The 24,535-nt window shown below is 66.9% G+C and carries 24 protein-coding genes; 9 read left to right on the top strand and 15 right to left on the bottom strand.

What is annotated here, in order from left to right:
- Nucleotides 1–39: 39 nt before the first annotated feature.
- The 5 genes from ACWMMN_RS31990 to ACWMMN_RS31970 form a co-directional block, all read right to left on the bottom strand.
- The gene (locus ACWMMN_RS31990) at nucleotides 40–1,131 is read right to left on the bottom strand and encodes a porin (RefSeq protein ID WP_486423660.1); all 1,092 of its coding nucleotides are present in this window, start codon (nucleotides 1,129–1,131) and stop codon (nucleotides 40–42) included.
- A 177-nt stretch (nucleotides 1,132–1,308) separates the two neighbouring features.
- Nucleotides 1,309–2,031: an SDR family NAD(P)-dependent oxidoreductase gene (locus ACWMMN_RS31985; protein ID WP_256087003.1), complete on the bottom strand. Its 723-nt coding sequence runs from the start codon at nucleotides 2,029–2,031 to the stop codon at nucleotides 1,309–1,311.
- Nucleotides 2,009–3,130 (bottom strand): 2,3-butanediol dehydrogenase, encoded by a 1,122-nt coding sequence (locus ACWMMN_RS31980; RefSeq protein WP_486423659.1) that lies wholly within the window; start codon nucleotides 3,128–3,130, stop codon nucleotides 2,009–2,011. Before ACWMMN_RS31980 ends, ACWMMN_RS31985 begins: the two co-directional genes overlap by 23 nt.
- Before the next feature lies 1 nt (nucleotide 3,131).
- On the bottom strand, nucleotides 3,132–4,436 hold the full coding sequence (locus tag ACWMMN_RS31975) for an MFS transporter (RefSeq protein WP_486423658.1): 1,305 nt from the start codon (nucleotides 4,434–4,436) through the stop codon (nucleotides 3,132–3,134).
- Between the two features lie 18 nt (nucleotides 4,437–4,454).
- A complete protein-coding gene (locus ACWMMN_RS31970; protein WP_174991743.1) occupies nucleotides 4,455–4,988 on the bottom strand; it encodes a 2,4'-dihydroxyacetophenone dioxygenase family protein in 534 nt (177 codons plus the stop codon).
- Between the two features lie 176 nt (nucleotides 4,989–5,164).
- On the opposite strand from ACWMMN_RS31970, the gene ACWMMN_RS31965 reads away from it, so the two are divergent.
- Nucleotides 5,165–6,145, top strand: coding sequence for a helix-turn-helix domain-containing protein (locus ACWMMN_RS31965; protein WP_059238217.1), 981 nt, complete (start codon nucleotides 5,165–5,167; stop codon nucleotides 6,143–6,145).
- An 86-nt stretch (nucleotides 6,146–6,231) separates the two neighbouring features.
- On the opposite strand, the gene ACWMMN_RS31960 is transcribed toward ACWMMN_RS31965, so the two are convergent.
- The 4 genes from ACWMMN_RS31960 to ACWMMN_RS31945 all read right to left on the bottom strand — a co-directional run bounded on the left by ACWMMN_RS31960 (nucleotide 6,232) and on the right by ACWMMN_RS31945 (nucleotide 11,037).
- Entirely contained in the window at nucleotides 6,232–7,797 is a 1,566-nt protein-coding gene (locus ACWMMN_RS31960) for a GMC family oxidoreductase (protein WP_486423657.1), read from the bottom strand.
- 149 nt (nucleotides 7,798–7,946) lie between these two features.
- Nucleotides 7,947–8,915: a helix-turn-helix domain-containing protein gene (locus ACWMMN_RS31955; protein WP_059238209.1), complete on the bottom strand. Its 969-nt coding sequence runs from the start codon at nucleotides 8,913–8,915 to the stop codon at nucleotides 7,947–7,949.
- A 203-nt stretch (nucleotides 8,916–9,118) separates the two neighbouring features.
- A complete protein-coding gene (locus tag ACWMMN_RS31950; protein ID WP_059238207.1) occupies nucleotides 9,119–9,907 on the bottom strand; it encodes a hypothetical protein in 789 nt (262 codons plus the stop codon).
- 182 nt (nucleotides 9,908–10,089) lie between these two features.
- A complete protein-coding gene (locus ACWMMN_RS31945; protein ID WP_174991746.1) occupies nucleotides 10,090–11,037 on the bottom strand; it encodes an aldo/keto reductase in 948 nt (315 codons plus the stop codon).
- Between the two features lie 356 nt (nucleotides 11,038–11,393).
- Between ACWMMN_RS31945 and ACWMMN_RS31940 the strand changes: the two genes are divergently transcribed.
- The 4 genes from ACWMMN_RS31940 (at nucleotide 11,394) to ACWMMN_RS31925 (ending at nucleotide 17,377) form a co-directional block, all read left to right on the top strand.
- On the top strand, nucleotides 11,394–13,898 hold the full coding sequence (locus tag ACWMMN_RS31940; RefSeq protein ID WP_342705546.1) for a type VI secretion system Vgr family protein: 2,505 nt from the start codon (nucleotides 11,394–11,396) through the stop codon (nucleotides 13,896–13,898).
- Between the two features lie 13 nt (nucleotides 13,899–13,911).
- Nucleotides 13,912–14,805 (top strand): DUF4123 domain-containing protein, encoded by an 894-nt coding sequence (locus tag ACWMMN_RS31935; protein WP_059238201.1) that lies wholly within the window; start codon nucleotides 13,912–13,914, stop codon nucleotides 14,803–14,805.
- A gap of 112 nt (nucleotides 14,806–14,917) precedes the next feature.
- On the top strand, nucleotides 14,918–15,598 hold the full coding sequence (locus ACWMMN_RS31930) for a DUF3304 domain-containing protein (RefSeq protein ID WP_059238199.1): 681 nt from the start codon (nucleotides 14,918–14,920) through the stop codon (nucleotides 15,596–15,598).
- A 36-nt stretch (nucleotides 15,599–15,634) separates the two neighbouring features.
- Nucleotides 15,635–17,377 carry a T6SS phospholipase effector Tle1-like catalytic domain-containing protein gene (locus tag ACWMMN_RS31925; RefSeq protein WP_256086998.1) on the top strand — a complete coding sequence of 581 codons (1,743 nt, stop codon included), beginning with the start codon at nucleotides 15,635–15,637 and terminating at the stop codon, nucleotides 17,375–17,377.
- 81 nt (nucleotides 17,378–17,458) lie between these two features.
- On the opposite strand, the gene ACWMMN_RS31920 is transcribed toward ACWMMN_RS31925, so the two are convergent.
- Complete coding sequence (locus ACWMMN_RS31920; protein WP_059238194.1) at nucleotides 17,459–18,079, bottom strand: LysE/ArgO family amino acid transporter; 621 nt, start codon at nucleotides 18,077–18,079, stop codon at nucleotides 17,459–17,461.
- Nucleotides 18,080–18,189: 110 nt separating this feature from the next.
- Between ACWMMN_RS31920 and ACWMMN_RS31915 the strand changes: the two genes are divergently transcribed.
- Nucleotides 18,190–19,083 (top strand): LysR family transcriptional regulator ArgP, encoded by an 894-nt coding sequence (locus tag ACWMMN_RS31915; protein ID WP_059238193.1) that lies wholly within the window; start codon nucleotides 18,190–18,192, stop codon nucleotides 19,081–19,083.
- A gap of 48 nt (nucleotides 19,084–19,131) precedes the next feature.
- Here ACWMMN_RS31915 and fnr read toward each other — a convergent pair whose 3' ends face one another.
- Together fnr and ACWMMN_RS31905 are read right to left on the bottom strand one after the other, a co-directional pair.
- Nucleotides 19,132–19,878: a fumarate/nitrate reduction transcriptional regulator Fnr gene (gene fnr, locus ACWMMN_RS31910; protein ID WP_059238191.1), complete on the bottom strand. Its 747-nt coding sequence runs from the start codon at nucleotides 19,876–19,878 to the stop codon at nucleotides 19,132–19,134.
- 103 nt (nucleotides 19,879–19,981) lie between these two features.
- The gene (locus tag ACWMMN_RS31905; protein WP_059238189.1) at nucleotides 19,982–20,449 is read right to left on the bottom strand and encodes a universal stress protein; all 468 of its coding nucleotides are present in this window, start codon (nucleotides 20,447–20,449) and stop codon (nucleotides 19,982–19,984) included.
- A gap of 162 nt (nucleotides 20,450–20,611) precedes the next feature.
- Between ACWMMN_RS31905 and ACWMMN_RS31900 the strand changes: the two genes are divergently transcribed.
- Nucleotides 20,612–20,875, top strand: coding sequence for a hypothetical protein (locus tag ACWMMN_RS31900; protein ID WP_059238188.1), 264 nt, complete (start codon nucleotides 20,612–20,614; stop codon nucleotides 20,873–20,875).
- An 85-nt stretch (nucleotides 20,876–20,960) separates the two neighbouring features.
- Here the strand turns inward: ACWMMN_RS31900 and ACWMMN_RS31895 are convergent, their stop codons facing one another.
- Complete coding sequence (locus tag ACWMMN_RS31895) at nucleotides 20,961–21,380, bottom strand: DUF3005 domain-containing protein (RefSeq protein ID WP_342705548.1); 420 nt, start codon at nucleotides 21,378–21,380, stop codon at nucleotides 20,961–20,963.
- 278 nt (nucleotides 21,381–21,658) lie between these two features.
- On the opposite strand from ACWMMN_RS31895, the gene ACWMMN_RS31890 reads away from it, so the two are divergent.
- Together ACWMMN_RS31890 and epsC are read left to right on the top strand one after the other, a co-directional pair.
- The gene (locus ACWMMN_RS31890; protein ID WP_059238184.1) at nucleotides 21,659–21,892 is read left to right on the top strand and encodes a hypothetical protein; all 234 of its coding nucleotides are present in this window, start codon (nucleotides 21,659–21,661) and stop codon (nucleotides 21,890–21,892) included.
- Between the two features lie 137 nt (nucleotides 21,893–22,029).
- On the top strand, nucleotides 22,030–22,950 hold the full coding sequence (gene epsC / locus ACWMMN_RS31885) for a serine O-acetyltransferase EpsC (protein ID WP_059238182.1): 921 nt from the start codon (nucleotides 22,030–22,032) through the stop codon (nucleotides 22,948–22,950).
- A 52-nt stretch (nucleotides 22,951–23,002) separates the two neighbouring features.
- Here epsC and ACWMMN_RS31880 read toward each other — a convergent pair whose 3' ends face one another.
- Together ACWMMN_RS31880 and folE are read right to left on the bottom strand one after the other, a co-directional pair.
- Entirely contained in the window at nucleotides 23,003–23,806 is an 804-nt protein-coding gene (locus tag ACWMMN_RS31880) for an SDR family oxidoreductase (protein WP_486423656.1), read from the bottom strand.
- Complete coding sequence (folE, locus tag ACWMMN_RS31875) at nucleotides 23,806–24,441, bottom strand: GTP cyclohydrolase I FolE (RefSeq protein WP_059238178.1); 636 nt, start codon at nucleotides 24,439–24,441, stop codon at nucleotides 23,806–23,808. Before folE ends, ACWMMN_RS31880 begins: the two co-directional genes overlap by 1 nt.
- Nucleotides 24,442–24,535: the final 94 nt, after the last annotated feature.

The following is a 24,535-nucleotide window of genomic DNA, read 5'->3' as shown; positions in this document are numbered from 1 at the left end:
CGGCGTCGGCCGCGATATCGCGGCCGGCGCTTTTTTCCATCAGAACCGCGTACTGAACCCGATTCGCGCAATCGACTGCAGCGCACCGCTCGATGCACCGTTCGCATCCATCACGCCGTTGATCTGCGCGTTGCTGCCGTGGCCGGTGCGCTGATGCACGCCCGCTACGTACACCATCGTGCGCTTCGACAGCCAGTACTGGACGGCGGCCAGGAATTGATGCGCGTGCGCGTTGTCGAGCGTGTCGTTGCCCTTCATGTACGTGTAGCTCGCGCCGACGACCCATCCGGGCGACGGGTGCCATGCGGCACCGGCTTCGGCCGACCACGCGCCCGCGCCGTTCTGTGCGTTGTGCACGGTCGTGAAGAGCGCCTTCCCCGTGACCGTGCCGATCGTGTAATGCACGCCCGCGCCCCAGTTGCGCACGCTGGTGGGCGGCAGCCCGCCGGCCGCGCCGTACTTCTGGTTCGTATAGGCCGCGCCCGCGCCGAACGGGCCGTTGTCGTAGCTCGCACCGACGCTGACGGTGTTGTTCGCGCCGACCGACCCGGCGACGTTGCCGAAGCCGTACAGCGCGCCGACGGTCAGGCCCGACAGCGACGGGCTCGTGTACTTGACCGAATTCGCGACGCGATTGCTGCCCGCGACACGGTCCCAGTCGAATGCGCCGGTCGGGTTGTTCGGCAGCGCGAGCTTGTCGAACGGCCCGTTGCGAAAACCGTACAGGCCGACGAGATCCTGTGCGATCTCGTTGCCGCTGGCGGCCAGCGAATCGACCATGAATTCGTACTGGTTGCCGAGTGTCAGCGTGCCGTACCGGTCGTTCTGCAGCACGACGTAGGCCGTGCGCGCGAACAGCCCGCCGCCGATGATCGAGCCGTTGCCCAGCGAATACTGGTTCACGAGCCGGAAAATCGCACGCGTGCCCGCGCCGAGATCCTCCTTGCCTTCGAAGCCGAGCAGGTTCGGAAAGAAGATGTTGTCGTCGAATTTCGCGGCGCCGTGGCCGCTTTGGTTGCTGACATAGCTGATGCCGGCATCCATCAGCCCGAACATCGTCACGCTGCTCTGTGCAAACGCCGCAGCCGGAATCGTGCAGGCCGCGAGTGCCAGAAAGGTCTTTTTCGTCATCTCCAAAGTGCTCCTCACATGTTTCCGATCGGATCGGATATTTTTAATTGGACTACTGATTGATATGAAGAAAGATGAAGCGGGTGAATCCCGATTCAGCGGCAGCCGAAGGACGCCGCGGCGCGCAACGGGCATCGGCAGGTCTCGTCGGCCGCCGATGCCAGCGCGCGCCCTGCGCTAGACCGTCGAATACCCGCCGTCCACCGGCAGGACCGCGCCGGTCACGAACGATGCGCCGGGCGAGCACAGGAACAGGATCGCTTCCGCGACCTCGTCGGCCGTGCCCCAGCGCCCGAGCGGCGTGCGCTCGAGGATGCGGCGCGACGCCTGCGTGTCGGCCATCAGGCCGCTGCTGAGCGGCGTGTCGATCCAGCCGGGCGCGACCGCGTTCACGCGGATGCCGCGATCGGCCCACGCCTGCGCGAGCGAGCGCGTGAGCTGCGCGATGCCGCCCTTGCTGGCGCTGTACGCGGGCCGGTCCTTGCTGCCGAAGTACGTGTACATCGACGCGATATTGACGATGCTGCCGCCGTTCGCCGACAGCGCGGGCCGTGCGGCATCGGACGCGCGCATCACCGACGTCAGGTTCACGTTCAGCACAAGCTCGAACTGATCCATCCGGTATTCGTCCGCGTGCCGGCTGATGCCGACGCCGTTGACGAGCACGTCGAGCCGCGGCAGCGCGGCGATCGTGCGTGTCAGCGCGTCGTTGTCGGTCACGTCGAGCGCCACGCAGCGGATGCCGGCATGCACGGGCGCATGCGGGCCGGCCGCGTCGAGCCCGAGTGCGACGACCGACGCGCCCGCCTGCGCGAACCGCAGTGCGGTACGCGCGCCGATGCCCGACGTGCCGCCCGTCACGACGACGGACTGCCCTTCAAACGCCCACTGACGACTCATGCTCGACACTCCCGACGGTGTGTGCGCGACGGGCCGGCCGTTGCGCGGGTGAAACGAGGATCTTGATCTGTGCGCGGTCGGCGAGCAGCGCGTCGAAGCCGTCGGCGACGGCGTCTTCGAGCGACACGGTGCGCGTGACGATCGACGTGAGGTCGAGCGCGCCCGACGCGACAATGCGCAGCAGGTCTTCATACGCATGCCGGTAGCCGACGCTCGCGGTGAAGGTCAGCTCGTCGTTGACCGCACGGAACGCGTCGAAGCCCGCATGCGGCATCAGGCCGACCATCACGAGACGGCCGCCCTTGCGCAGCGCCTGCATGGCCGATTCGAACGTGGCCGGCAACCCGGCCGCTTCGAAACTCGTATCGACGCCGAGCCCGCCCGTGGCCGAGCGGATCGCGTCCTGCAGCGCGAGCGCGCTGAATGCACGCGCATCGAATGCCTGCGTCGCACCGACGCGCGTCGCCGCCGCGAGCCGTTCGGGCGATACGTCGACGGCCACGATCGTCGTCGCGCCCTGCAGCTTCGCGAGCATGATCAGCAGCAGGCCGATCGGCCCGAGCCCGAACACCGCGCAGGTCTCGCCGAGCCGCAGTTCGCCGCGCCGCAGCGCATGCAGCGCAACGGCGGCCGGCTCCATCACCGCGGCCTGCTCGAGGCTCACGCCGTCGGGCAGGCGATGCAGCATGTAGGCCGGCACGACCGCGAAGTCGGCCATCCCGCCGTCGCCCATCAGCCCGGCGAAGCCCATCGACACACACAGGTTGTACGACCCCGCGCGGCAGTACGCGCACTGGCTGCAGCGGTACTCGGGCTCGACCGCGACGCGGTCGCCCGCGCGCAGCGCCGTCACGCCTGCGCCGACTTCGACGACGGTGCCGCAGAACTCGTGGCCGAGCGTCAGCGGCGCGGTGCGTTGCGACAGCGGGTGCGGCGCATCGACCGGAATCGCATGCGGGCCGTCCGCATATTCGTGCAGGTCGCTGCCGCAGATGCCGCAATACGCGACCGCGATGCGGACGTCGCCGGGGCCGACGCGCGGCGTGTCGATTTCCACGAGACGGACGTCGCGCGGGCCATGCCATTGAAGTGCGCGCATGTCAGCGTCCTCCGAGGTTTTGCGTATCGAGGCGGCCGGCGGCAGCGCCGGCGAGCGCGCGCTTGCGCAGCACGGCCGGCGCGGTTTCGACGAGGCCGAACGACAGCACGCACGCGAGGATCGCGCCGGTAGCCGACGTCCACATCGCGAACTGCAGGCCGTACTTGTCGGCCGCGAAGCCGGCGACGGTCGGCGCGACGAAGCCGCCGATCAGCTCGCCCGCGCCCATGATCAACCCGAGCGCGCTCGCAATCGCGCGCGGCGGCACCGTCTCGGCCGGGATCGTCGCCATGAACAACGTGAAGCAGCCGAGGCCCGTGTACGTGACGAACACGAGCGCGCCGAGCGCCCAGACCGAGCCGACATGGATCAGCACGACCGGGCACACGGCCGCAATCAGCGCGAACACGATCATCGTCGGCTTGCGGCCGATCCGGTCGGAGATCGCCGGTACCGCGAAGCCCCAGAACACCCATGCGGCGCCGAGACAGGTCATCACGACGCCCATGTCGGACGGCGACAGATGGCGGCTTTCCACGAGGAAGACGGGCGCGAACGAGATGATCACGACGAACCACGTGAGGAAGAAGCAGCTGATCAGCACGCAGAGCAGGATGTTGCGTTCCTTCAGCAGCGCCCAGCGGTTGATGGCCGCGCCGCTCGCGGCCGGCGCGCCGGCGCTTTCGGCCTGCGCACGCCGCACGCCGTCGGGCGGCACTTCGCGCACCCAGCGCCAGATGCAGAACGCGATCAGGAAGCCTGGAATGCACGACACGTAGAACGCTTCGCGCCAACCATACGCGGTCGCGATGCCGATCACGACCGGCGGGCCGATCATCGCGCCGAGCAGGCCGGCGGCCGAGCCCTGCAGCAGGCCCATGTTCAGCCCGCGGCGGCTCGGCGTCGAGCTTTCGACCATCAGCGACTGCGACAGCGGCAGCACGGGGCCTTCGGCGATGCCCATCAGTGCGCGAAACGCGATCAGGCTTGCGAAGCCGCCGACGAGCCCCGACAGCGCCGAGCACACGGAAAAGCCGAACACGGCCGCGATCAGCAGCGGCTTGCGCGTGCCGCGCGCGTCGGACCACGCGCCGGTCGCGGCGCCCGACAGCGCCCACGTGAGCGCGAGCGCGGACGACACCATGCCGAGCTGCGTGTTCGTCAGGTGCAGCTCGGCCGACATGAACGGGAACAGGAACGACAGCGCGAGGCGGTCGAAGAACACGAAGCCGAACGTCATGAACAGGATCAGCAACAGCCTGTTCTCGTACGTCCAGGCCGATCTGGAGGAGGTTGGGGATGTCATGGGGAGCCTCGCCGTGCGTCAGCGGAACAGCTTCTCGATCGCTTGCGCGCCGAGGCCGACCTTCTCGTAGTGCGCCTTGCACATCGCGATGTACGAGTGCACGTCGAAGTAGCCGTCGGGGTTGCCTTCCTCGTCGAGCCAGATCAGCGGCCCGGTGACGATGAAGAACGCGCGCATCGGCTCCGGATGATCGAACGCGACCAGCGTGTGGCCTTCGCCCGGCGTCTCGTACACGAAATCGCCGCGCGTCGCGGTCCATTCGTGCTCCAGGTAGCCCCATTTCCCCGACAGCGTGTACGCGAACACCTCGTGCGGGTGATAGTGACGGTTCACGAGCCCGGCTTCCTTCGCCATCAGGATGTCGCACCATTTGTTCTGCGACGGCGAGATCCACAGCGGCCGCGACGAAACCGTTTCGGTGAACGGAACGTAATAGCGCTCGTCGTCGGTGGCCGCGTTCGGGATGTAGGCTTCGGGCAGCGCATCGGGCTTGAACGGATTGGCAATCGCCGGGATGTTTTGCCAGAATTCGGATACGGCTTTGTCGACCACGGTTTGTCTCCTTGCATGAGTTGTCGTGGGCTCGACTTTAGCCAGCCGGTGCGCGCCACTCTTGACTGGGCTGGACGAATTGCTTGACCGCGCCGGACATTGCATCGCACCAAAATCCAGACGAACCATCCCCCAATCCGTGCCGCTCCGCACGACAGGCGCCCGCAGGAGGCGACGTGACGAATTCGACCGTTTTTTCATGCACGCGAGGCTCGACGGCCGACGTGCCGGCGCGCGACAGGATGGCGTACTGGGATGCATTCAATGCGGCGACGCTGGTCGGGCTGCGCTGCTCGTCGCTGTCGCCGGCCGGGCTCGAGGTCGAGAAGACCGACATCGCGCTGCCGGGCCTCGGCATTGCCGACATCAGCGGCCGGGACCACGTGATCGAGCGCAGCCCCGCGTTGGTGCGCCAGTTGCCGAAGGAATCGCTGTTCGCGTGCCAGATCCTCAGCGGGCGCGCGTATTTCATCCAGCGTGACCGGTGCCTGCTCGCGGAAGCCGGCGATGTCGTCGTCTACGACACGCGCGTGCCTTATCTGTTCGGATTCCTGACGCCGATGCGGCAGCTGCTGATCGACATTCCGGTCACGTCGTTCGACGACCGGCTCGATGCCGAGCTGGCTGCGCTGCCGCTGCGGATCGCACCGAAACCGGGCGCGGGCGCGATGCTCGGCGCGACGTTGCGTGCGAGCGTCGAGCGGTTCATGAAGGCGCCCGTCGAGCGCGATGCCGCGCGCTTCGCCGAGCACACGCGCACGCTGATCGCGGAACTCATCGACACGGAAGTGAACGGTGCGGGTGCGACGCGCGCGTCGCTGTCGTACCTGCTGACCGCGAAGCAGTACATCGCAACGCACCTCGGCGAGCCGGAGCTCGGGCCGCAGGCCGTCGCCGATGCGGTCGGGCTGTCGCTGCGGCACCTGGGCCGTCTCTTCGCGGCGGAGGGCGAGTCGATCACGCAGCACATCTGGTCGGAGCGGCTGTCGCACGCCCATCGCGAGCTGACCGATGCACGGCTGCGCAAGACGAGCGTCGGAGAGATCGCGTTTCGCTGGGGGTTTTCGAGCCAGGCGCACTTCAGCCGCGCGATTCGCGAGCGCTACGGCGCGTCGCCGATGGCGCTGCGCGATGCGGCGCGGGCGGGTGGGGGCTGATAGCCGGTTTCCGAAGGTTCGGCGGCGCGTGAGTCACGCGCCGCTTTTGTTTTCGTCGCGCGTACGGCAGTAACGCGCCCGCCGCGTCACTCCGCCAGCATGAACTCGGCACAGCGCTCCGCGATCATGATCGTCGGCGCGTTGGTGTTGCCGGACACGATGCGCGGCATCACCGACGCATCGCAGATCCGCAATCCGTCGACGCCCTGCACCTTGAGGCGCGGCGTGACGACGGCGTCCGCATCGTTGCCCATGCGGCAGGTGCCGGCCGGGTGATAGACGGTTTTCGCACGACGCCGCACGTAGTCGGCAAGCGCCGCATCGGTCAGCGTCTCGGCTTCGCGAACGATGCGCGCGAGCGACGGCGCGCGGATGATCTGCCGCGCGAGCGCGACGCCGCGCACGAGGCCGTCGACATCGGCCGGATCGGACAGCGCGCCGCTGTCGAACAGGATCGGCGCGGCCGGATCGTTGCCGCGCAGTTGCACGGAGCCGCGTGAACGCGGCCTGAGCAGGCACGGGTTGATCGACAGGCCGTGGCCGGGCAGCGGTTCGCGGTCGACGTCACCGACGAGCGTCGGCAGCACGTGGAACTGGATGTCCGGGCGGCCGTTGCCCGTCGTATCGACGAACGCGCCCGATTCGACGACGTTCGACGTCAGCAGGCCCGTGCGGCACAGCATCCATTGCAGCCCGTGTCGCCATGCCTTCAACCCGCGATCCTCGCCCAGCAGGCTGACCGGCGCTTGACTGCGGCCGTAGATCGATACCTCGAGGTGGTCTTGATAGTTCGCGCCGACGTCGCGGCTGTCATGCAGCACGTCGATGCCGTGCGCGCCCAGGTGCGCGCCGGGCCCGATGCCCGACAGCATCAGCAGCTTCGGCGTGCTCAGCGCGCCGGCCGCGAGCACGACATCGGCGCGCGCCGCGGCCGACCCCGTCGCGCCGCTTTCGGTGCGCCATTCGACGCCGGTCGCGCGCCGGCCGTCGAACCGGATGCGCGTCACGCGGCAGCCGGTCAGCACACGCAGGTTCGGATGGGCGATCGCGTCGGCCAGATAGGTGGCTGCCGTGCTGCCGCGCTGCCCGTCGAAGATCGTCGTGTGATAGAAGCCGACGCCGTGCTGCGCGGCGCCGTTGAAGTCGTCGTTGTACGCGATGCCGGTTTCCTGCGCAGCCTTCACGAACGCGAGGCTCAGCGGGTGCCGGAAGCGCGTGTCGCCAACCTTCAACGGCCCGTCGGTGCCATGAAACGGCTCGGACAGCCGCAGGTGCGATTCGGCCCGCTTGAACACCGGCAGCACGTCGTCCCAGCCCCAGCCCGTGCAGCCGAGTGCGGCCCAGTCGTCATAGTCCTCGCGCGTGCCGCGCACGTACAGCATCGCGTTGACCGAGCTGCCGCCGCCGAGCGTGCGGCCCTGCGGCACGTAGGTCTTGCGTCCCGCCGCGCCAGGTTGCGGCTCGCTCTCGAACGTGACCGTGCGCTGCGTGCCGAGCACACGGATGAAGGTCGCCGGAATCCGGATGAACAGGCTGTCGTCCTTCGGGCCGTCCTCGAGCAGCAACACGCGCCGGCCGGCCTTCACCAGCCGGTGCACAACCGTGCAGCCGGCCGAACCGCCGCCGACGACGATGTGGTCGTACGTCTCCATCCCGCTTCTTCTCCTTGCTGTCCGGCGGCGGAACGAGTGCCGCCGCGCAGGAAGCCAGCTTAGCGAGCGGGTTGCGGCCCCATTTGACCGGGACGGACGCCGTGCTTGCCTCGTCCGGACATGGCGGCGGGGGGCGGCGCGCACGCGCGCTAGCGCGCGTCGGCGGGTGCGCGCGTGTCGCTCGGCGTCTCGCCGAAACGTGCGCGATAGCTGCGGCTGAAGTGCGCGCTGTTGTTGAAGCCCCAGCGGAACGCGATTTCGCTGACCGTCAGGTGCTTCAGCGACCGGTCGCGCAGGTCGGCGCGGCAGCGTTCGAGCCGCCGCGCGAGGATGTAGCGCGTGAGCGGCATCCCTTCGATCTCGAACACGCGCGCAAGCTGGCGTGGCGACAGGTTGATCGCGCGGCTGACCGACCGGCTGTCGAGTTCGTCGTCGGCGAGATGGCTGTCGATGAACGCCTTTGCGCGCGACAGCGTGTGGACGGTCGACTTCGTCGGCGATGCGTCGCCGTCGCGCAGCCGCAGCATCGACTGCACGAGATCGAGGATCGCGGCGGCGCGCCGTTCGCGTGCGTCGGGCGCGGGCTCCTGCGGCGCGGCGAGCAGCGCGTACACCTGCCGCACGGCCCACGACGTCACACCGTCGTCGCGATCGATCTTGACGAGGCTGCGGTAGCGCCACGGCCCCACACGCGCTTCGAACACGTCGCGCGGCACGTCGAGCACGGTCATCGCCATGTCCGCGGGAAAGCCGTGACCGTACGGCATCGACGTGTCGTACAGCACGAGGTCGCCGGGCCCGTGCTGCATGCAGTCGACGTCCTGGAACGTGTAACCCCGCCCTTCGTGCATCAGGCAGATGAACACCGCGTCGCGCTGGTCTGCGTGGATGTTGTGCGGCGTGCGCACGACCGCGTGCCGGTTCGCGACGATGTCGCATGCGCCGAACAGCCCGAGATCGCGCTTGCGCATCGACGCGTCGATGCCTTCGGACGACTTTCCGCTGCATTCGATCCGCACGAGCGTGCGCGCGACATGGTCGACCCAGAAGTCGACGCGCTCGGCGCCGCGTACGGCGCGCGTCGAGACCGTGGCGATCTCCGTGCTGGTGTCCGGCATGACGTTCTCCCAATGACCGCCTGAGCGGCGCAGTCTCGGGCACGCCGAATGGCGCGGTCAATCCGTGAAAGACCCGGGGCAAGCGCGTGACGCGCTTGCAGCGGGGCGCTGCGGGCGGTTGCGCGATCGATGTCCGGCAGAGTCAAAGGAAGCGGCCGTGCGAGTCAAAACACGTGTGCGATTTTGGGCTAGGCCGTGCCGGGTTACTTCGATGAAGACGACGGCAGCCCGAGCGACACGTCCTGCTCGTAGCCCATCTTGCTGTCACGGAACTCGACGCTCACGTAGCCGGCCCGCCGCGCGTCGGCGACGTTCGCGTAGATCGACGTCATCACCATCCCCGCATCGCAGCCGAGTGCGATCGTGCGGTCGATGCGGCCCGTCGCGATGTTCACGGCCCGCAGCGATTGCATCGCCACGCCGCACTTGTCGGACAGCGCATAGGCGCCGACCAGCATGTGCGTCTTCGTGCGATACCACATCGGGATCTCGACGGTGCCGTCGAGCTGCGGGTGATCCTGGTCGTTGTCGTTCAGTCGCCCGACTTCGTTCAGCGTGATCGGGAGCGTGTTGCGGCCGTCGTCCCAGGTGCCGGTTGCCGTTTTTCCGGCGACCGTCAGCGCGATCGGGCAGGGCTTCGGCCGCGCTGGCGATGCGGCCGGCACGACCGGCGAGTCGGCGTTCGATGCGGGTGATGACGCTTCGCACAGCGTCATGCGGCCGTCGGGCTCGCGGTGGCCCCGCAACGGGATCGGTTTGCGATGCGCGTCGTAGTAATAGCTGCCGTCGACGCGCCAGCGGCCTGCGTCGTTGTGGTTGATTGCGTCGTAGGTCTGCAGCGATACGTGGACGGGTGCATTGCCGATCGTGCCGGTGTAATTCGCGATTTCGTACCAGCCTGCAAAGGACACGGCCGGCGCGCAGGCGAGCAGTGCGGCAATCGCTGCGGCGAACGGGCGGGAGAATCGGGCGCGGCGCGTGATTCGGATCATCGACGGTTTGTGTGCGTGGGACGGGTTCGGGCGCGAAGGAGGCTCGCCATTGTATCCATCCGTCATTCCGCGAACTTCCGCCTTCGCGCGCGCGGCGAAACCGAAGCACTCAGGACACAGGCCGGTCGTGAAACCGCGCGGATTGCGCGGCTCCACCGGCCGGCCCGCCGCCGTCGCGGACCTCAGGTCGCGCTCGCCTCGTCGATCTGGCGGATATCGTCCTGATCGAGCTGAACGCGGATCGCTTCGCCGAGCAGTTCGAGCTGCGCGAGCGACGTCGCGCTGGCGATCGGCGCGGTGATCGTCGGCCGCGCGATCTGCCACGCGAGCGCGATCGCGGCCGGTTGCGTGCGGTGCTTCTCCGACACGGCATCGAGCGCCGCGAGGATGCGCAGCCCGCGTTCGTTGAGATAGCCGGCGACGCGATCGCCGCGCACGCTCTTCTTCAGGTCGGCCTCGCTGCGGTACTTGCCCGACAGGAAGCCGCTCGCGAGCGCGTAGTAGTTCACGACGCCGAGCTTCAGGTCGCGCACGACCGGCTCGAGATCGCGTTCGTAGTCGGCACGGTCGATCAGGTTGTATTCGGGCTGGATGACCTGGTACGCGGGCAACCCGTCGCGCTGGCTGATGGCGGCGGCTTCGCGCAGGCGCGCGCCGCTGTAGTTCGATGCGCCGATGATGCGCACCTTGCCCGCGTCGATCAGCGCCTGGTACGCGCCGAGCGTTTCTTCGAGCGGGGCCGTGTCGGCGAGGTCGCGGTGCGAGAAATACAGGTCGATGTAGTCGGTCTGCAGGCGGCGCAGCGAATCGTCGACGGCCTTCAGGACGTTGCCCTTCGACAGCCCGGCGCGCGCGGCCAGCAGGCCGACCTTGGTCGCGATCACGACCTGCTCGCGCTTGCCGGAACGCTTGAGCCACTTGCCGATGATCGTTTCCGATTCGCCGCCGCTGTTGCCGGGTACCCAGGCCGAATAGACGTCGGCCGTGTCGATGAAGTTGATGCCGGTGTCGGCGAGCGCGTCGAGCAGTGCGAACGATGCGTGCTCGTCGACGGTCCAGCCGAAGACGTTGCCGCCGAATGCGAGCGGCGAAACCTGGATAGTCGACGTGCCGAGGGTGCGGTGTGCCATGTTCTGCTCCGATAGCTGCGGGTGAAGGGATGGGACTGCGGGAGGTGAAGCCGGTCGCGTTGAGACGGCAAAGCGCGTGGCGAGGTTCCGTCACGGGCGTGCCAACCGGCGTGTTTCGCGATCGTGCGCCGGGATGCCGGACAAGGTGACGTCATCATGGCGCCGATATCCGTTCGAGCGTCGCAGCCGGCGCACGCAAGATGCTGTATTTATTACCGATTTTCCGTGCGGAACTAGGGAAACGACGCAGGACGCCAATGTTGTCGCGGTGGATTGTCTACGATATCCTTTCATCCCAAAATTAAGAGCGGCAACAGGCCGCTGCCATACGAACGAATAATCATTCTGAGGCGGTCATGGCTGACCTTGCGGCACTCATTCGAACCCCGTTTTTTCTGCAAGACAAGCGCCTGCTTGCGCTGTCTTTCCCTCACGACGACGCCCCCTCGGTTACCGACTCGTATGGCCGGCAACGTCCGGCGCGGCTGGTTGCCGAGCGGCTCGTCGCGCACGAGGGGCTCGGGATCGACTTCACGTTCGAGCTGACGCTGCTGTCCGGCGAAGCGGGCGTCACGCTGGCCGACATGCTGGGCAAGCTGCTCGCGGTGTCGATGGTGCGCCCCGACGGCGGTCTTCGCTATTTCACCGGCTATTGCACGGAGTTTTCGCTCGTCCGCAACGACGACTCGATCGCGGAATATCGCGCGGTGCTGCGCCCGTGGAGCCACTTCCTGCGGACCCGCGTGAACAACCGCCTGTTCCTCGGGCAGTCGCTTCAGCAGCAGATCGGCACGCTGCTCGCCGATTACCAGGGGCTCGCACCGTCCTGGGACTGGCGCGTGCGAGGCGACGATCCCGCGCGCACCATGAACGTCCAGGGCGGAGGGCTCGGCGAAAGCGACTGGAACTACATCGTTCGCCATCTGGAAGCCGTCGGGTTCCTGTACTGGTGGGAGCACGACGAGAAGGGCCTGAAGCTGATCGTCGGTGACGACAGCACCGTGCAGTGCCCGGCCATCGACGGCCGTTCGCCGGAGATCCGCTTCCAGACGCACGACGGCCCGATGGCCGCGGACGCCATTTCGCAATGGTCCGCGGTGCGGTCGCTGTCCGCGGGCAGTTACAGCGCGACGGCGTTCGACTTCAAGGCGCCGCATGCCGCCCATGCGCAGATTCCGACGCTTCACCCGCCGGGCGTCGCGCCGCAGGTCGAGCACCATGAATACGTGGGGCACTACGGTTTCGTGAAGGACGCGCGCGCCGGCGATGCGCTGACGCGCGTGCGGATGGAAGAGATCGAGGCGGCGGCATCGCGTTTCGACGCAGCCGGCAACCATCACGGCATCCTGCCCGGGCGCTGGTTCCAGCTGTCCGATCACTTCAGCGTGTCGTCGGGCAGCCCGGAGGATCACCGCTACCTGATTCTCGAAGCCCGGCACGAAGCGGCGAACAATTACCTGCAGGCCGACGGCAAGCCCGAGTACCGCAACCGCTTCGTCGCGGGCCTCCGGCATACGCCGTGGCGCCCGGGCCGCGGGTTCAACAGCGAACCCGTGCGCGTGCTGGCGCCGCAAACCGCGACCGTCGCGGGCGCGAAGGGCGCCGGCAGCGTCGATGTCGACGAGTACGGCCGGGTCTGCATCGTGTACCACTGGGATCGCGCGGCACAGCTCAGCGCGCGGATTCGCGTGGCCGCCGGCTGGGCCGGTGGCGAGAAGGGCATGATTGCCCATCCGCGCGTGGGTAGCGAGGTGCTGGTGATGTGCCTCGACGGCAATCCCGACCGGCCCGTCGTGTCGGGCACCACGTACAACGCGGAACGGATGCCGCCGTGGGCGCTTCCCGACCAGCAGGTGCTGACGGGGTTGCGCAGCCGCGAGTTGTCCGGTGACGGCGGCAATGCGGCGGGCGGCCGGTCGAATCACGTGCTGCTCGACGACACGCCGCAGCAGCTCCAGTTGAAGCTGCGCAGCGATACCGACGCGAGCGAACTGACGCTGGGACATAACGTCCGCATCGACCAGACGCAAGGGCGCACCGATCAGCGCGCGCGCGGTTTCGAGTTGCGGACCGACGCGCACGGTGCGGTACGCGCGGCCAAGGGTTTGCTGGTGACGAGCGAAGCGCGCTTCGAGGCGCGCGCTCATGCGACGGACCTCGGCGAGACCGTCGCGCGCCTCGACAAGGCGCACGATCTGCATGAATCGCTGTCGGGTTCCGCGCATGACGTGAAGGCGCAGGAGTCCGGCGACCAGGATGCCGTCCATCAGGCGCTCAGGACGCAGAACGACGGCCTCAAGGGGAGCGGCGGGAATCCGCAGCAGGGCGAGTTCCCGGAGTTCGCGCAGCCGTTCCTGGCGCTCGCCAGCCCGGCCGGCATCCTGACCACGACGACGGGGTCGACCCACGTCGCGAGCGACCAGCACGTCGCGTTGACGAGCGGCGCCCATACGAGCATCGGCGCGGGCAAGAGCATGCTGGTCAGCGCGCAGGAGGCGGTGCGCGTCGCCGCGTTCGAGAAAGGCATCCGGCTCGTGGCAGCCGCCGCGGACATCGACATCCAGGCGCTGAAGGACAGCGTCAACGTGCTGGCCAAGCTGGACGTGAAGGTCGATGCGAACCGCATCACCATCACCGCAAAGGAAGAAGTCCTGATCAACGGCGGCACCAGCTATACGCGCTGGAACGGCAGCGGCATCGTCCACGGGACCAAGGGCGAATGGACTGCGCATGCCGCATCGCATACGTTCATCGGGCCGGACAGCCTGCCGGTGCCCGCGCAGGCGTTCCCGGGCACGGCGTGCGCGCCGTGCATGGTCAATGCGGCGTCGATGGCATCGCCGTTCGCGGCCAAGGCGTGAGGCAAGGCAGCGAATGACGAATGACCTGATGGCCGCGCAGGCGGCCGACGCGCTGCAGGCTGCACTGTCGTCGCAGGACGGGCTGCACGCTTACGTACTGATCGACGGCGCATTGCTGGAGACCCTGGCGGACGAAGAAAAGGCGTCGTGGCCCGCGTTTGTCGCGGCGTCGCTGCTCGACAACGCCGACGACGATGCACGAGCGGTCGGACCGTTGCTGTTCGAATGGGCGCTCCTCGCCGACGGCGCGGACGCGATCGAACCGCGCAGCATTCCGTGGCCGGCGGCGAGCCTGCTCGTTTCGCCGTTGCCGCTCGAGCGACTGGCCGCGCATCTTGCGCCGATGGTGGATGTCCAGCTCGAGCAGATGGAGAGCGTGATGCTGATGCGCTTCTTCGATCCGCGCGTGTTGCCGTTCTGGCTCGACATGCTGCCCGCTGCGCATCGCGCGTATCTGGCGCAGGGCGTGCGGCACTGGATTCACCGGGATACCGAGCTGCAGATCCGGACGGCGGAAATCGCGGTGCCCGCCCACGCCAGGCAGGCCGCCGAATTTCCGCTGCAGTTGTCCCAGGCGCAGGAGGACGGCCTGCTCGCCGCCTGCTATCCGTACACGATGCTCGAGCGGCTGCGTGCCGAAAAGCCCGCGCTGCTGGCGTCGTTGCCGGCCGCGCAGCACTACGGCTTCGTGCGCGATCAACTGGCACGATGCCAGGCGCACGGCGCCGAAAGCGCGGTGTCGCTGCTGATCTATTGCGAACTGGCATTGCGGTACGGCGCGCGCTTCGACGAGGACCCGGCGATGGCCGCCGTGTTCGACGCGGTGGCGCAAGGGCAGGCGTTTCCGGACGCGCTGGCGCTGGTGCCGGCGGAGGGCTGGCAGCGGATGCAGGAAGCAGCGGGATGACGGCTGGCGCGAATGTCGTCGCACGCCGTGCGCATCGCCGCTGAGCTCGATCGAGTCAGGTTTGTCGTACGGGCGTCATGCGCACCTAAATGGATGTCACGAGAGAACAACGATGTCGAGAACGAAACACCGCTGGATCACGCTGCTGTCGGTTCTGGCTTTCTTTGCGGCAGGGTGCAGCAAGGCCGAGAGTGGCCCGGAAAGCCTCGGAACCGGCGCGACCGCCAAATGGAACGATCCGAACTACGAGATCATCAAGGCCGGCTCGTACAACTATTCGGACTACGACATTTACCGGGTCTACCTGCTGCCGCTGGGCCAGGGCAACCTGGATGATGCCGCGAGTGTCGACGGTGCGCGGGCGACGCCGCGGACGCAGAGCTACTGGAGCGGCGGCAAGGGGTCGCGGCCGAGTCTCGCATGGGATTTCCGCTGGAAAACGCCAAAGAAGTTCAAGGTGTGGTGGGAGCGCGTGGTCGACAAGCGCGCGATGGAAGCGTCGTCCCGGAACTACGACGAATACACGCATCGCGAAACCCAGCCCGGGATGGCGTGGTGCGAGGGCGAAATCACGATCACGCGCCCGCCCATCAAGGACAAGGACGGTAACGTATTGCTGCATTTCTTTCCGGACGGCCGAGTCGAAGGGGACATGGATTTCAGCCTGGGCCGTGCGCCGACCAAGGTCGAGCTTTCCCGGCGGGACGGCCAGCCCAAGCTGACGGATCGCGCATGCGTGAAGGAAATTCCGAATCCGTTCTACGGCCGCAAGAAGCCGGCGCAATGGAATTGACGCCGGACGCATTGCCGGAACAGGAGCCTATCTGCCATGAGCAATCCCCCCATCATCCGACGCATCACCGATATCACGCCTGCCGAGGACGCCATCCGGAGCAAGCAGCGGGAAGCGCTCGATCCGCTGCTGATCGAGCAATGCAAGGAATGTCCTAAGCCTGTTTGGTTCACGGCGTTTTTCGATGGTACCGGCAACAACTACGATGCCGACGGCGGCGGTTCGACGGACGTCAACCGGACCAAGTACAGCAACATCGCCAAGCTCTGGCAGTTTGCGCATGCTGAAGACGACGTGTTTCCTCGTACGTCCCGCAACTACGTGGAGGGCGTTGGTACACCGTGCAGCAAAGTGGGTGACACCGGTAAAGGGCTCGATAACGCGCTCGGTATGGCCGCTGCGCGAAAAGGCGAATTGCGCATCCAATGGATGCTGAACGAACTCGATCGGCACGTGACCCGACACATGCCGGCCGTGAGCCAGATCAATGTGGCCGTGTTCGGCTTCTCGCGCGGCGCGACGGAAGCACGTGCCTTCGTCCGCATGCTGACCCAGAAGCTCACCGAGAATATCGGTGGGCGGCTTTGGTGGAACAAGAAGAACATGAAGGGGCATCGTCCCGAACTGGTCGTCTATTTCCTGGGAATTCTCGATACGGTGTCGTCGACGGGCTTTGGTGGCAGCCGCCTCGAAAAGAAGGCGCCGACCCTCGTTCAGCCGATCCTCGGGCCGTTCTTCGGGACGATTGCCGGTGGCGTGTTGCGTGGTCTCGACAAAGGCGGCCATGCAGAGTGGGCGAACGATATCCGCATTCCGGGCTACGTGCGGCAGTGCGTTCACTATGTGGCGTCGCAGGAAGTCCGGGAGAAATTCCCCGGCGATTCGGTGCGCGAGGACCAGATGGTTCCGGGGAACTGCCGCGAGGTGTACTACCCGGGCATGCACTCGGACGTGGGCGGCGGGTACGAGCGCGATTACCAGGAGGGGCGCACCAACGAGCTGGCCAACGTCGCGTTGAACAACCTCTATATCGAGGGATGGAAGGCCGGCGTGCCGTTCCGTTCGCCGCAAGAAGTCATGGCGAGCGCGGGGCAACTGTTCGAGATTTCCAAGGACCTGGAGGCAGCCTGGAACATGTACATGGGCCAGGGCAACGAGAAGCGCGCGGGCATGGCGCCGAATAGCGACAGGCTCGAACCCCAGATCATCTGGCACATGAATCGCTACTACCAGTGGCGTGCCAGCCGCAGCCGGCGCCTGCACGACGGTCGGCTGAAGCCGCCGGGCGGCGTGAATTCGTACATGGCCACTACCGACAGCGAATGGAACGACGACGCCGAAAGCATCCGCGAGGACGCCGGCGGCTACTTCACGAGCTACGTATCGGAGCAGCACAAGGCCATCGATGCGGCCACGCGGGTCAAGGGCAACTGGCTGGGCGGCATCGATCCCGCGGCACGCGCGACGTTCGACCGGTTCTTCGACCATTACGTGCACGACTCGATTGCCGGGTTCAAGAAACAGATGGATGACGGTCACGTCGGCTTTGCCGAATCGAGCCGCTGGTCGGTCAACCGCCAGTACTTCATGGGCAAACGCGCCCAGAAGTACCTGTACTGGCGCTACGAAGGTGACAAGGCCGAGCATGCCGACACGCGGGTGGCCAAGGCCGATCCGGCCAAACAGAAGGATCCGATGGCGGCCAACGAGCCTCAGCTCGCGAGCAACCAGCCTGCGATGACCGGCGGCGCGCTGCCTGACGCGGCATCGACGGCCTGATGCCGAGCGCGATGCCGTTCGCTATCGCGAACGGTTGACCTGAGGTCGCGGCAGACCGGATCTGCCGCGACACCCCTTTCCCTACCGCAACTGCACCGCCGCGAGAAACAGCACCATGCTGCCGATCGCACCATCCAGCACGCGCCACGCCATCGCCTTGCGGAACCACGGCGCCAGCAATCGCGCCCCGTATCCGAGCCCGAGGAACCATACGACGCTGACCGTCATCGCGCCGATCGCGAACGCGAGCCGCGCGCCTTCCGGCTCGCGCGCGCCGGCCGTGCCGATCAGCAGGAACGTGTCGAGATAGACGTGCGGGTTGAGCCACGTGAACGCGAGGGTCATCAGCACGATCGAGAGCCCGCTCTGCGGCGGCGGCGCGACCGCGTCGCCGCGCACGTCGAGCGTTTCGTGGCCCGGCTTGAACGCACGGCGCAGCGCATTGATGCCGAACCACGCGAGATAGGCGAGGCCGACATACAGCACCGCGTGAACGAAGGCCGGATAGCGCTCGACGAGTACCGATGCGCCGCCGACCCCCGCGCCGATCAGGATCATGTCGGACGCCGCGCACAGCAGCACGATCTTGCCGACATGCGAGCGCATGATGCCCTGACGGAGCACGAACGCATTCTGTGCGCCGATGGTGACGATGAGCGATCCGCACAGGGCGGCGCCGTGGGAGAAAGCGAGCCAGTTCATGATGATGGGCAGCGTTAGAAGCAGTAGACGAATGAATCGGGTAGCGCTAGTCTGCGGTCAGCATGAAGATAAGAGAAGCTAAATCACCTAATGCAGATTAAGGAAATCTAATGCTCGACTACGCGTTGCTCGATGCCCTCGCAGCCGTGATCCGGCACGGTTCGTTCGAGCGGGCGGCCAAGGAGCTGAATGTCACGCCGTCGGCCGTGTCGCAGCGCGTGAAGCTGCTGGAGGAACGGGTTGGCAGCGTGCTCGTCAAGCGCGGGCAGCCGTGCGTCGCGACGACGTCGGGCGCGCTGCTGTGCCGGCACACCGAGCGCGTGCAACTGCTGGAAGCCGAACTGGGCGGCCGGATGCCGGCGCTGCCGGGCCAGATCGCGAGTGCATGGCCGACGTTGCGCGTGGCCGTCAACGACGACAGCGTCGCGACGTGGTTCATCGATGCGGTCGGGCCGTTTTGCACGGAGCGCGAGACATTGCTCGACCTCGTGATCGACGACCAGGATTACACGGCGTCGCGCATTCGCGACGGCAGCGTGCAGGGCGCGGTGACCGCGCAGGCGGAGCCGATCCAGGGATGCCGGTCGGAGCGGCTCGGGCGGATCCGCTATCGCGCGGTGTGCTCGCCGGCGTTTTACGAACGCTATTTCGGTGCGGGCATCACGCGCGATGCGCTGCGCCGCGCGCCGTGCGTGATGTTCAATCCGAAGGACGGGCTGCAGGCGCGTTTCATCCGGCGCGTGACGCGCGCGGATCTCGATCCGCCGCAGCACTGGATACCGCACGTCGCAGGCTATCTGCGCGCATGCGAAACGGGGTTGGGATGGGGGATGTGCCCGGACCGGATGGTCGATCGCCAACTGGCGGCGGGTGAGCTCGTGGACATGTCGCGCGGGCGGACCATCGACATCGATCTCTACTGGCAGAGCTGGCGTCTGTCGATCGGCTGGCTCGACGATTTCAGCGCGGCGCTGAAGACGCGCGCCGCACTGTTTCTCGATTGATTCGGGATGCGATGCAGGCGGCGCGCGAACCGCGCGCGCCGCGCAGGATCAGACCTGATGCAGGCCGTCGAAGTCGACGATCTGCACGTGGCGGCCCTGCATTTCGATCAGGCCGCGCTTCTGGAACTTGGACAGCGTGCGGCTGACCGTTTCGAGCGTCATGCCGAGATAGCTGCCGATGTCTTCGCGCGTCATCCGCAGGTTGAATTCCGACGGCGAGTACCCGCGCTTCAGGTAACGCGACGAGACGTCGAGCAGGAACGCGGCGACGCGCTCTTCGGCATTCAGCGAACCGAGCAGCATCGTTTGCGACGTTTCGCGCACGATCTGTTCGCTCATCAGCTTGTGCATGCGCAGCTGCATCGAGCCGGCTTCCGAGCACAGGGTCTTCAGCGCGCTGTACGGGATCACGCAGACGGAGCTGTCTTCCAGCGCGACCGCGGTGCGCGGATGGGCATCGTCGCAGATGCCGTCGAGGCCGAGCGCTTCACCGGCAAGATGCAGGCCCGTGACTTGTTCGCGGCCGTCATGGCGCGTCGCGACGGTTTTCAGCGAACCCGAGCGCACGGCATACAGGTTGTCGAATGCGTCGCCTTCGCGGAACAGCGCTTCACCGCGCTTCACGGGGCGCGCTGCGCAGATGACCGACTCGAGGCGACTGAGTGCTTCAGGTGCCAGGCCCTGCGGCATGCACAGGTGCCGCATTGCGCACGACGAGCAGTGCGCGGCCTGGCGAGGAGCCCAGCTACCGGCATGAGGCGTGGCGGCGGGACGTGTGGCGACGGGCGTCAGCATGATCGTTTACTCCGGCGTTGAATCGACGGAATCATTGTCCCACCGCAAGTTGCCGCTGTCGGGTGACAAAACGTCGCGACCGGTGGCGCCTGCCGGATGGCGTTCAGGCGGCCTGTTCGTCGACGTTCGCGGCCGCCGGAATCAACAGCACGGGCAGCGTCGCGTGCCGCACGCATTGTTCGGCGATGCTGCCGAGCACGAGGCGGCGGAACCCGCGGCGGCCGTGCGTGCCGAGCACGAGCAGATCGGCGCCGAACGCTGTTGCGCCGTCGAGGATCAGCGACGAGACATCGTTGAGCGACGTCGCTTCGTTCAGCCGCGTTTCGCCCTTCACGCCGGCTGCCTGCATCAGCTTCGAGAAATCCCGAGCGAGTTCGTTGCCCTGTGCGACGAGCTGATCGCGCAGCACGGACGGATCGTAGCCGGGCACGTTGTAGTAGATCGCGGCGTTCTCGACGACGTAGAACGGCTGCAGCTCGGCGCCGTGCGCTTTCGCGAGCGCCAGTGCGGCATCGAACGCATGGCGGGACGTGTCGCTGCCGTCGACGGCAACCAGAATACGCTTGTACATAGTGTCTCCGAGTGGCGGGTTGAAACGAAGTCGGCCGGATGGCCGATCAGGCTGGGCAATGCGCAATGCTGCGAGGCAGAGTAAACCAACGGCGGGGACTTTGCAGCGAGGTGCCCGTCGGGTCGCGTGGTCGCATCGCGTCTGTTGCAGCGGCGAACGGCCATGCGCGCGGCGCATGCTGCACCGCGCGAGATGTGGCGCGTGGCTGGATCGATGCCGCTGTTCGCGCCGGCGGCGGAGCGCAGATGCACGCAGCGACGTGATGCGTTGCGTGGGTACGCGCATCGACCGTGCGCGACCGGCACATCGATGCACCGCACGCATCGCCATTCAATCGCAACTGCGCCGTTTCGACATGACTTCGATCAACGCAACGGCATCGGCACGATGTGCGGCATGCATGAAACCGTCGACGCCGATGCGTGAAATCGTTCACTCGTGCGTCGGTCGCACGCGCCGACCCGTCGGCATCGGTCGTCGACCGGTGCCGCTCCGCAAACGAACGACCGATTCAAACGCCCGGCTGGCTCGGCACGGCCGTCAGCTCGATGATGCGTTCCGGCCGCCGTCCGTGGCCGGGCCAGTACGTGCTGCCGTACATCCTGTGAACGGGGCCGAACCACGCATCGCCGGGCGATGGCGCGTCGAAGCCTTTCTCGACCACCATGTAGCCCGCGCGCAGTGCGAACGCCGGGTGGTTGCCGCCGGGGCGGCTGTCGAAACCGGCGAAGCCGTCGCCGGCTTCCGGCATCGCGTTGACGAGCGAGGCGTTGCTGCCCGTGATCTGGTCGGGCGAGAACGGCCCGCCGCCGGCGAGGCGCGACGCTTCGCGATTTTTGCCGTCGGTGTCGACCGTGCTGTCGTGCGTGTCGTCGTTGTCGAGCTCGATGCTGCGCGGACGTACACGACCTGTTTGACCGGATGATTCCATCGCGGCTCTCCTGGCGGCGAAACGCTCCGGATCGAAGCAAATCCCGTTCCGGGCACGACGGGAAAAGGCGCGCGGGCGATCGCCGCGGTCGCGCGACGCGCACTGATTTGTCATGATTTATTTCAGCTAGAAGACGCGTTTTCTACAGAGTATGATTCTTTTCCTGCGAAGCGGCGACAGGGGATGAAGTCTCGCCGCCTCTGCCCGCGCCGGGGCGCCGCAGCACCCTTAAAGACGGGTAGTGAACAACAAAGCAAGGGACTAGAGGTGGCGGATTCATGCAAGCGACTACTGCCTTCACGCACCGCGGTTATCTGTTGAACTGCGCGCCCGCGCGCGCCAGCGATGGTTCGTTCAAACCCTACGTCGTGATCTCCCGATCGAGCGACGGGGAACTCGTTGCGAACCGTTTTTTCCCGATCGAGCTCCAGTTCAACGACGAAGGCGACGCAATCGCGCACGCACGCGACTGGGCCGTGCGATGGATCGACGCGAGCAGCATCACGATGTGACGCCGCCGCGCTCGCGCAGCGCCGGCCGTCCGGCCGATCCCCGGTGTACCGCTCCGGGACAAAAAACGCGGTAATCTTGTGGAACCCGTCACTTTATTAGCGGCCGTGCGACCGAGCGCGGTCGCCTGCATTGGCATATGTCGACATCACCCGTCCGTCAGTGGGACCTCGAAGAAATCGTTGCCGGCTTGCGCGAGTCGCGCGAGGAACTCCATCGCACGCGCCATCCGCGCGGCATCCGCGAACTGCCGTCGCGCGATGCGATCTGCAAGATTGTGACCGGCCTGCGCGCGTCGATGTTTCCGACGCATTACGGCGCGCCGGACCTGACCGACGAAAGCGTCGACTACTACGTCGGCCACACGCTCGAAAGCACGCTGCGCATCCTGTCCGAGCAGATCCGCCGAGCGCTGCCGTTTCTGCCCGAACATGCCGATACGCCGTTCGCCGAGCTCGACGAACGTGCGTTCGAGATCGCGCGCGAATTCGGCCGGCAGTTGCCGGCGGTGCGCGCGCTGCTCGTCAGCGACATCCAGGCCGCGTACGCGGGCGATCCGGCCGCGCAGCACATCACCGAGATCCTGTTGTGCTACCCCGGCGTGCTCGCGATGATGCACCACCGGCTCGCGCATGCGCTGCACCAGCTCGGCGTGCCGCTGCTCGCGCGATTCATCAATGAAATCGCGCACTCGGCCACCGGCATCGACATCCACCCGGGCGCGCAGATCGGCCCGAGCTTCTTCATCGACCACGGCACCGGTGTCGTGATCGGCGAAACCGCGATCATCGGCGAGCGCGTGCGCGTGTACCAGGCCGTCACGCTCGGCGCGAAGAGTTTCCCGGCCGATGGCGAAGGCGCGCTGGTGAAGGGCAATGCCCGGCACCCGATCGTCGAGGACGACGTGGTGATCTATGCGGGTGCGACGATTCTCGGCCGCGTGACGATCGGGCGCGGCTCGGTGATCGGCGGCAACGTGTGGCTCACGCACAGCGTGCCGGCCGGCACGAGCGTCGCGCAGGGCAAGGTCCGCGAAGGCGGGAGCGCCGAGAAGCCGTAATGCGGCGGCGGGCGGCGGCGCGCCCGGTTCGCGCGGGCGCGTGCCGTGTGCGTCAGTGCTTGCCGGCGGGCGAGCGGTGCTTGTACAGCACGTCCTGGTCGACGCGGATCAGGTTCTGCCCCGCATCCACAACGAAATCCACGCCGTTGTACGCATTGCCCGTCAGCAGCAGGATCGCGCTCGCGACGTCGTCGGGGCCGGCGATGCGCGCGAGCGGCGTCGACGCGCGGCTCGCGTGTTCGAAGTCGGCCTGCGTCTGGTCGTCGCTCGGCAGCATCAGCCCGGGGAATACGGCATTCACGCGCAGCACCGGCGCGGACGACAGCGCGAGCATCTGCGTGAGGTTGCCGAGTGCGGCCTTGGCGACCGTGTAGCTGAAGTGGTCGCGATGAAAGTTTTCCTTGATCTTCTGGTCGACCACATTCACGACGACTCCCTGCGTGCCGGCCGCACGCGCCCGTTCGTAGAACGCGCGCGTGAGCAGGATCGGCGCACGGCAGTTGACGGCCCACGCCTGGTCGAACGCCGCGAGGTCGAAGCTCGGGAAATGGTCCTGCCAGAACACCGACGCGTTGTTGACCAGCACGTCGAGGCGCCCGAAGCGCGCATACACCTGGTCGATCAGCGCGGTGATCTGTGCGGCATCCGACAGGTCGGCCTGCAGCGCGACCGAATCGCGCCCGCGTTCGGCGATCGCGCGGGCGGCCGCTTGCGCGGCATCGGCCGAACGATCGTAATGCACCGCGGTGCGATACCCATGCTTCGCGAAATACTCGGCGAACGCGCGCCCGGCCCGGCGCGCGGCACCGGTCACGAGCACGACGGGCGCGTGCGCCGCTTGCTTCGTCTGCGCCATCAGGTATTCGTCAGGTTGACTGAAGAAGGATTGGCGACGATCGACAGGAATTCGCGCCGCGTCGACGGATCGGTGCGGAACGTGCCGAGCATGCGCGACGTGACCATTTCAACGCCCGGCTTGTGCACGCCGCGCGTCGAGATGCACTGGTGCGCGGCTTCGAGGATCACGCCGACACCCTTCGGCTGCAGCACGTCGAACAGCGTATCGGCGATCTGCACGGTCATCTTTTCCTGGATCTGCAGGCGCTTCGCGAATGCGTCGACAAGGCGCGCGAGCTTCGAGATACCGACCACGCGATGGTTCGGCAGATACGCGACGTGCGCGCGGCCGATGATCGGCACCATGTGGTGCTCGCAGTAGCTCTCGAAGCGGATGTCCTTCAGCACGATCATCTCGTCGTAACCGTCGACTTCGCTGAACGTGCGCGCGAGGATGTCGCGCGGCTCCAGCGCATAGCCGGCGAAGAACTGCTCGTATGCACGCACGACGCGTGCGGGCGTATCGATCAGGCCTTCGCGGGCGGGATCGTCGCCGGCCCAGCGCAACAGCACGCGGACGGCGTCTTCTGCTTCTTCACGGCTCGGCCGGGATGCGGCCGGCTCGGTCACTGCGGATTTCTTACCCTTACCCATGTAGTGGCTCCATCGAAGGCCGCCAGCGGCGGCGGATATCCGGCCATTGTTTCATGCTTTCGCGGGTCGTGCGTGCGGGCTGCCGCTCGCCCTT

The organism is Burkholderia cepacia complex sp. TUM26381, assembly GCF_057439935.1.
The sequence above is the reverse complement of the archived record's forward strand: the minus strand, read 5'-3'. Positions and strand labels throughout refer to the sequence as shown.

Coding starts and splice junctions, on each gene's coding strand:
- ACWMMN_RS31900 (WP_059238188.1), top strand. CDS start 20,612: ATGCGCGCGGCGCATGCTGCACCGCGCGAGATGTGGCGCGTGGCTGGA.
- ACWMMN_RS31920 (WP_059238194.1), bottom strand. CDS start 18,079: ATGAACTGGCTCGCTTTCTCCCACGGCGCCGCCCTGTGCGGATCGCTC.
- ACWMMN_RS31975 (WP_486423658.1), bottom strand. CDS start 4,436: ATGACATCCCCAACCTCCTCCAGATCGGCCTGGACGTACGAGAACAGG.
- ACWMMN_RS31985 (WP_256087003.1), bottom strand. CDS start 2,031: ATGAGTCGTCAGTGGGCGTTTGAAGGGCAGTCCGTCGTCGTGACGGGC.
- ACWMMN_RS31935 (WP_059238201.1), top strand. CDS start 13,912: ATGACGAATGACCTGATGGCCGCGCAGGCGGCCGACGCGCTGCAGGCT.
- epsC (WP_059238182.1), top strand. CDS start 22,030: ATGTCGACATCACCCGTCCGTCAGTGGGACCTCGAAGAAATCGTTGCC.
- ACWMMN_RS31940 (WP_342705546.1), top strand. CDS start 11,394: ATGGCTGACCTTGCGGCACTCATTCGAACCCCGTTTTTTCTGCAAGAC.
- ACWMMN_RS31990 (WP_486423660.1), bottom strand. CDS start 1,131: ATGACGAAAAAGACCTTTCTGGCACTCGCGGCCTGCACGATTCCGGCT.
- ACWMMN_RS31880 (WP_486423656.1), bottom strand. CDS start 23,806: ATGGCGCAGACGAAGCAAGCGGCGCACGCGCCCGTCGTGCTCGTGACC.
- ACWMMN_RS31980 (WP_486423659.1), bottom strand. CDS start 3,130: ATGCGCGCACTTCAATGGCATGGCCCGCGCGACGTCCGTCTCGTGGAA.
- folE (WP_059238178.1), bottom strand. CDS start 24,441: ATGGGTAAGGGTAAGAAATCCGCAGTGACCGAGCCGGCCGCATCCCGG.
- ACWMMN_RS31925 (WP_256086998.1), top strand. CDS start 15,635: ATGAGCAATCCCCCCATCATCCGACGCATCACCGATATCACGCCTGCC.
- ACWMMN_RS31915 (WP_059238193.1), top strand. CDS start 18,190: ATGCTCGACTACGCGTTGCTCGATGCCCTCGCAGCCGTGATCCGGCAC.
- fnr (WP_059238191.1), bottom strand. CDS start 19,878: ATGCTGACGCCCGTCGCCACACGTCCCGCCGCCACGCCTCATGCCGGT.
- ACWMMN_RS31905 (WP_059238189.1), bottom strand. CDS start 20,449: ATGTACAAGCGTATTCTGGTTGCCGTCGACGGCAGCGACACGTCCCGC.
- ACWMMN_RS31960 (WP_486423657.1), bottom strand. CDS start 7,797: ATGGAGACGTACGACCACATCGTCGTCGGCGGCGGTTCGGCCGGCTGC.
- ACWMMN_RS31890 (WP_059238184.1), top strand. CDS start 21,659: ATGCAAGCGACTACTGCCTTCACGCACCGCGGTTATCTGTTGAACTGC.
- ACWMMN_RS31945 (WP_174991746.1), bottom strand. CDS start 11,037: ATGGCACACCGCACCCTCGGCACGTCGACTATCCAGGTTTCGCCGCTC.
- ACWMMN_RS31950 (WP_059238207.1), bottom strand. CDS start 9,907: ATGATCCGAATCACGCGCCGCGCCCGATTCTCCCGCCCGTTCGCCGCA.
- ACWMMN_RS31895 (WP_342705548.1), bottom strand. CDS start 21,380: ATGGAATCATCCGGTCAAACAGGTCGTGTACGTCCGCGCAGCATCGAG.
- ACWMMN_RS31930 (WP_059238199.1), top strand. CDS start 14,918: ATGTCGAGAACGAAACACCGCTGGATCACGCTGCTGTCGGTTCTGGCT.
- ACWMMN_RS31955 (WP_059238209.1), bottom strand. CDS start 8,915: ATGCCGGACACCAGCACGGAGATCGCCACGGTCTCGACGCGCGCCGTA.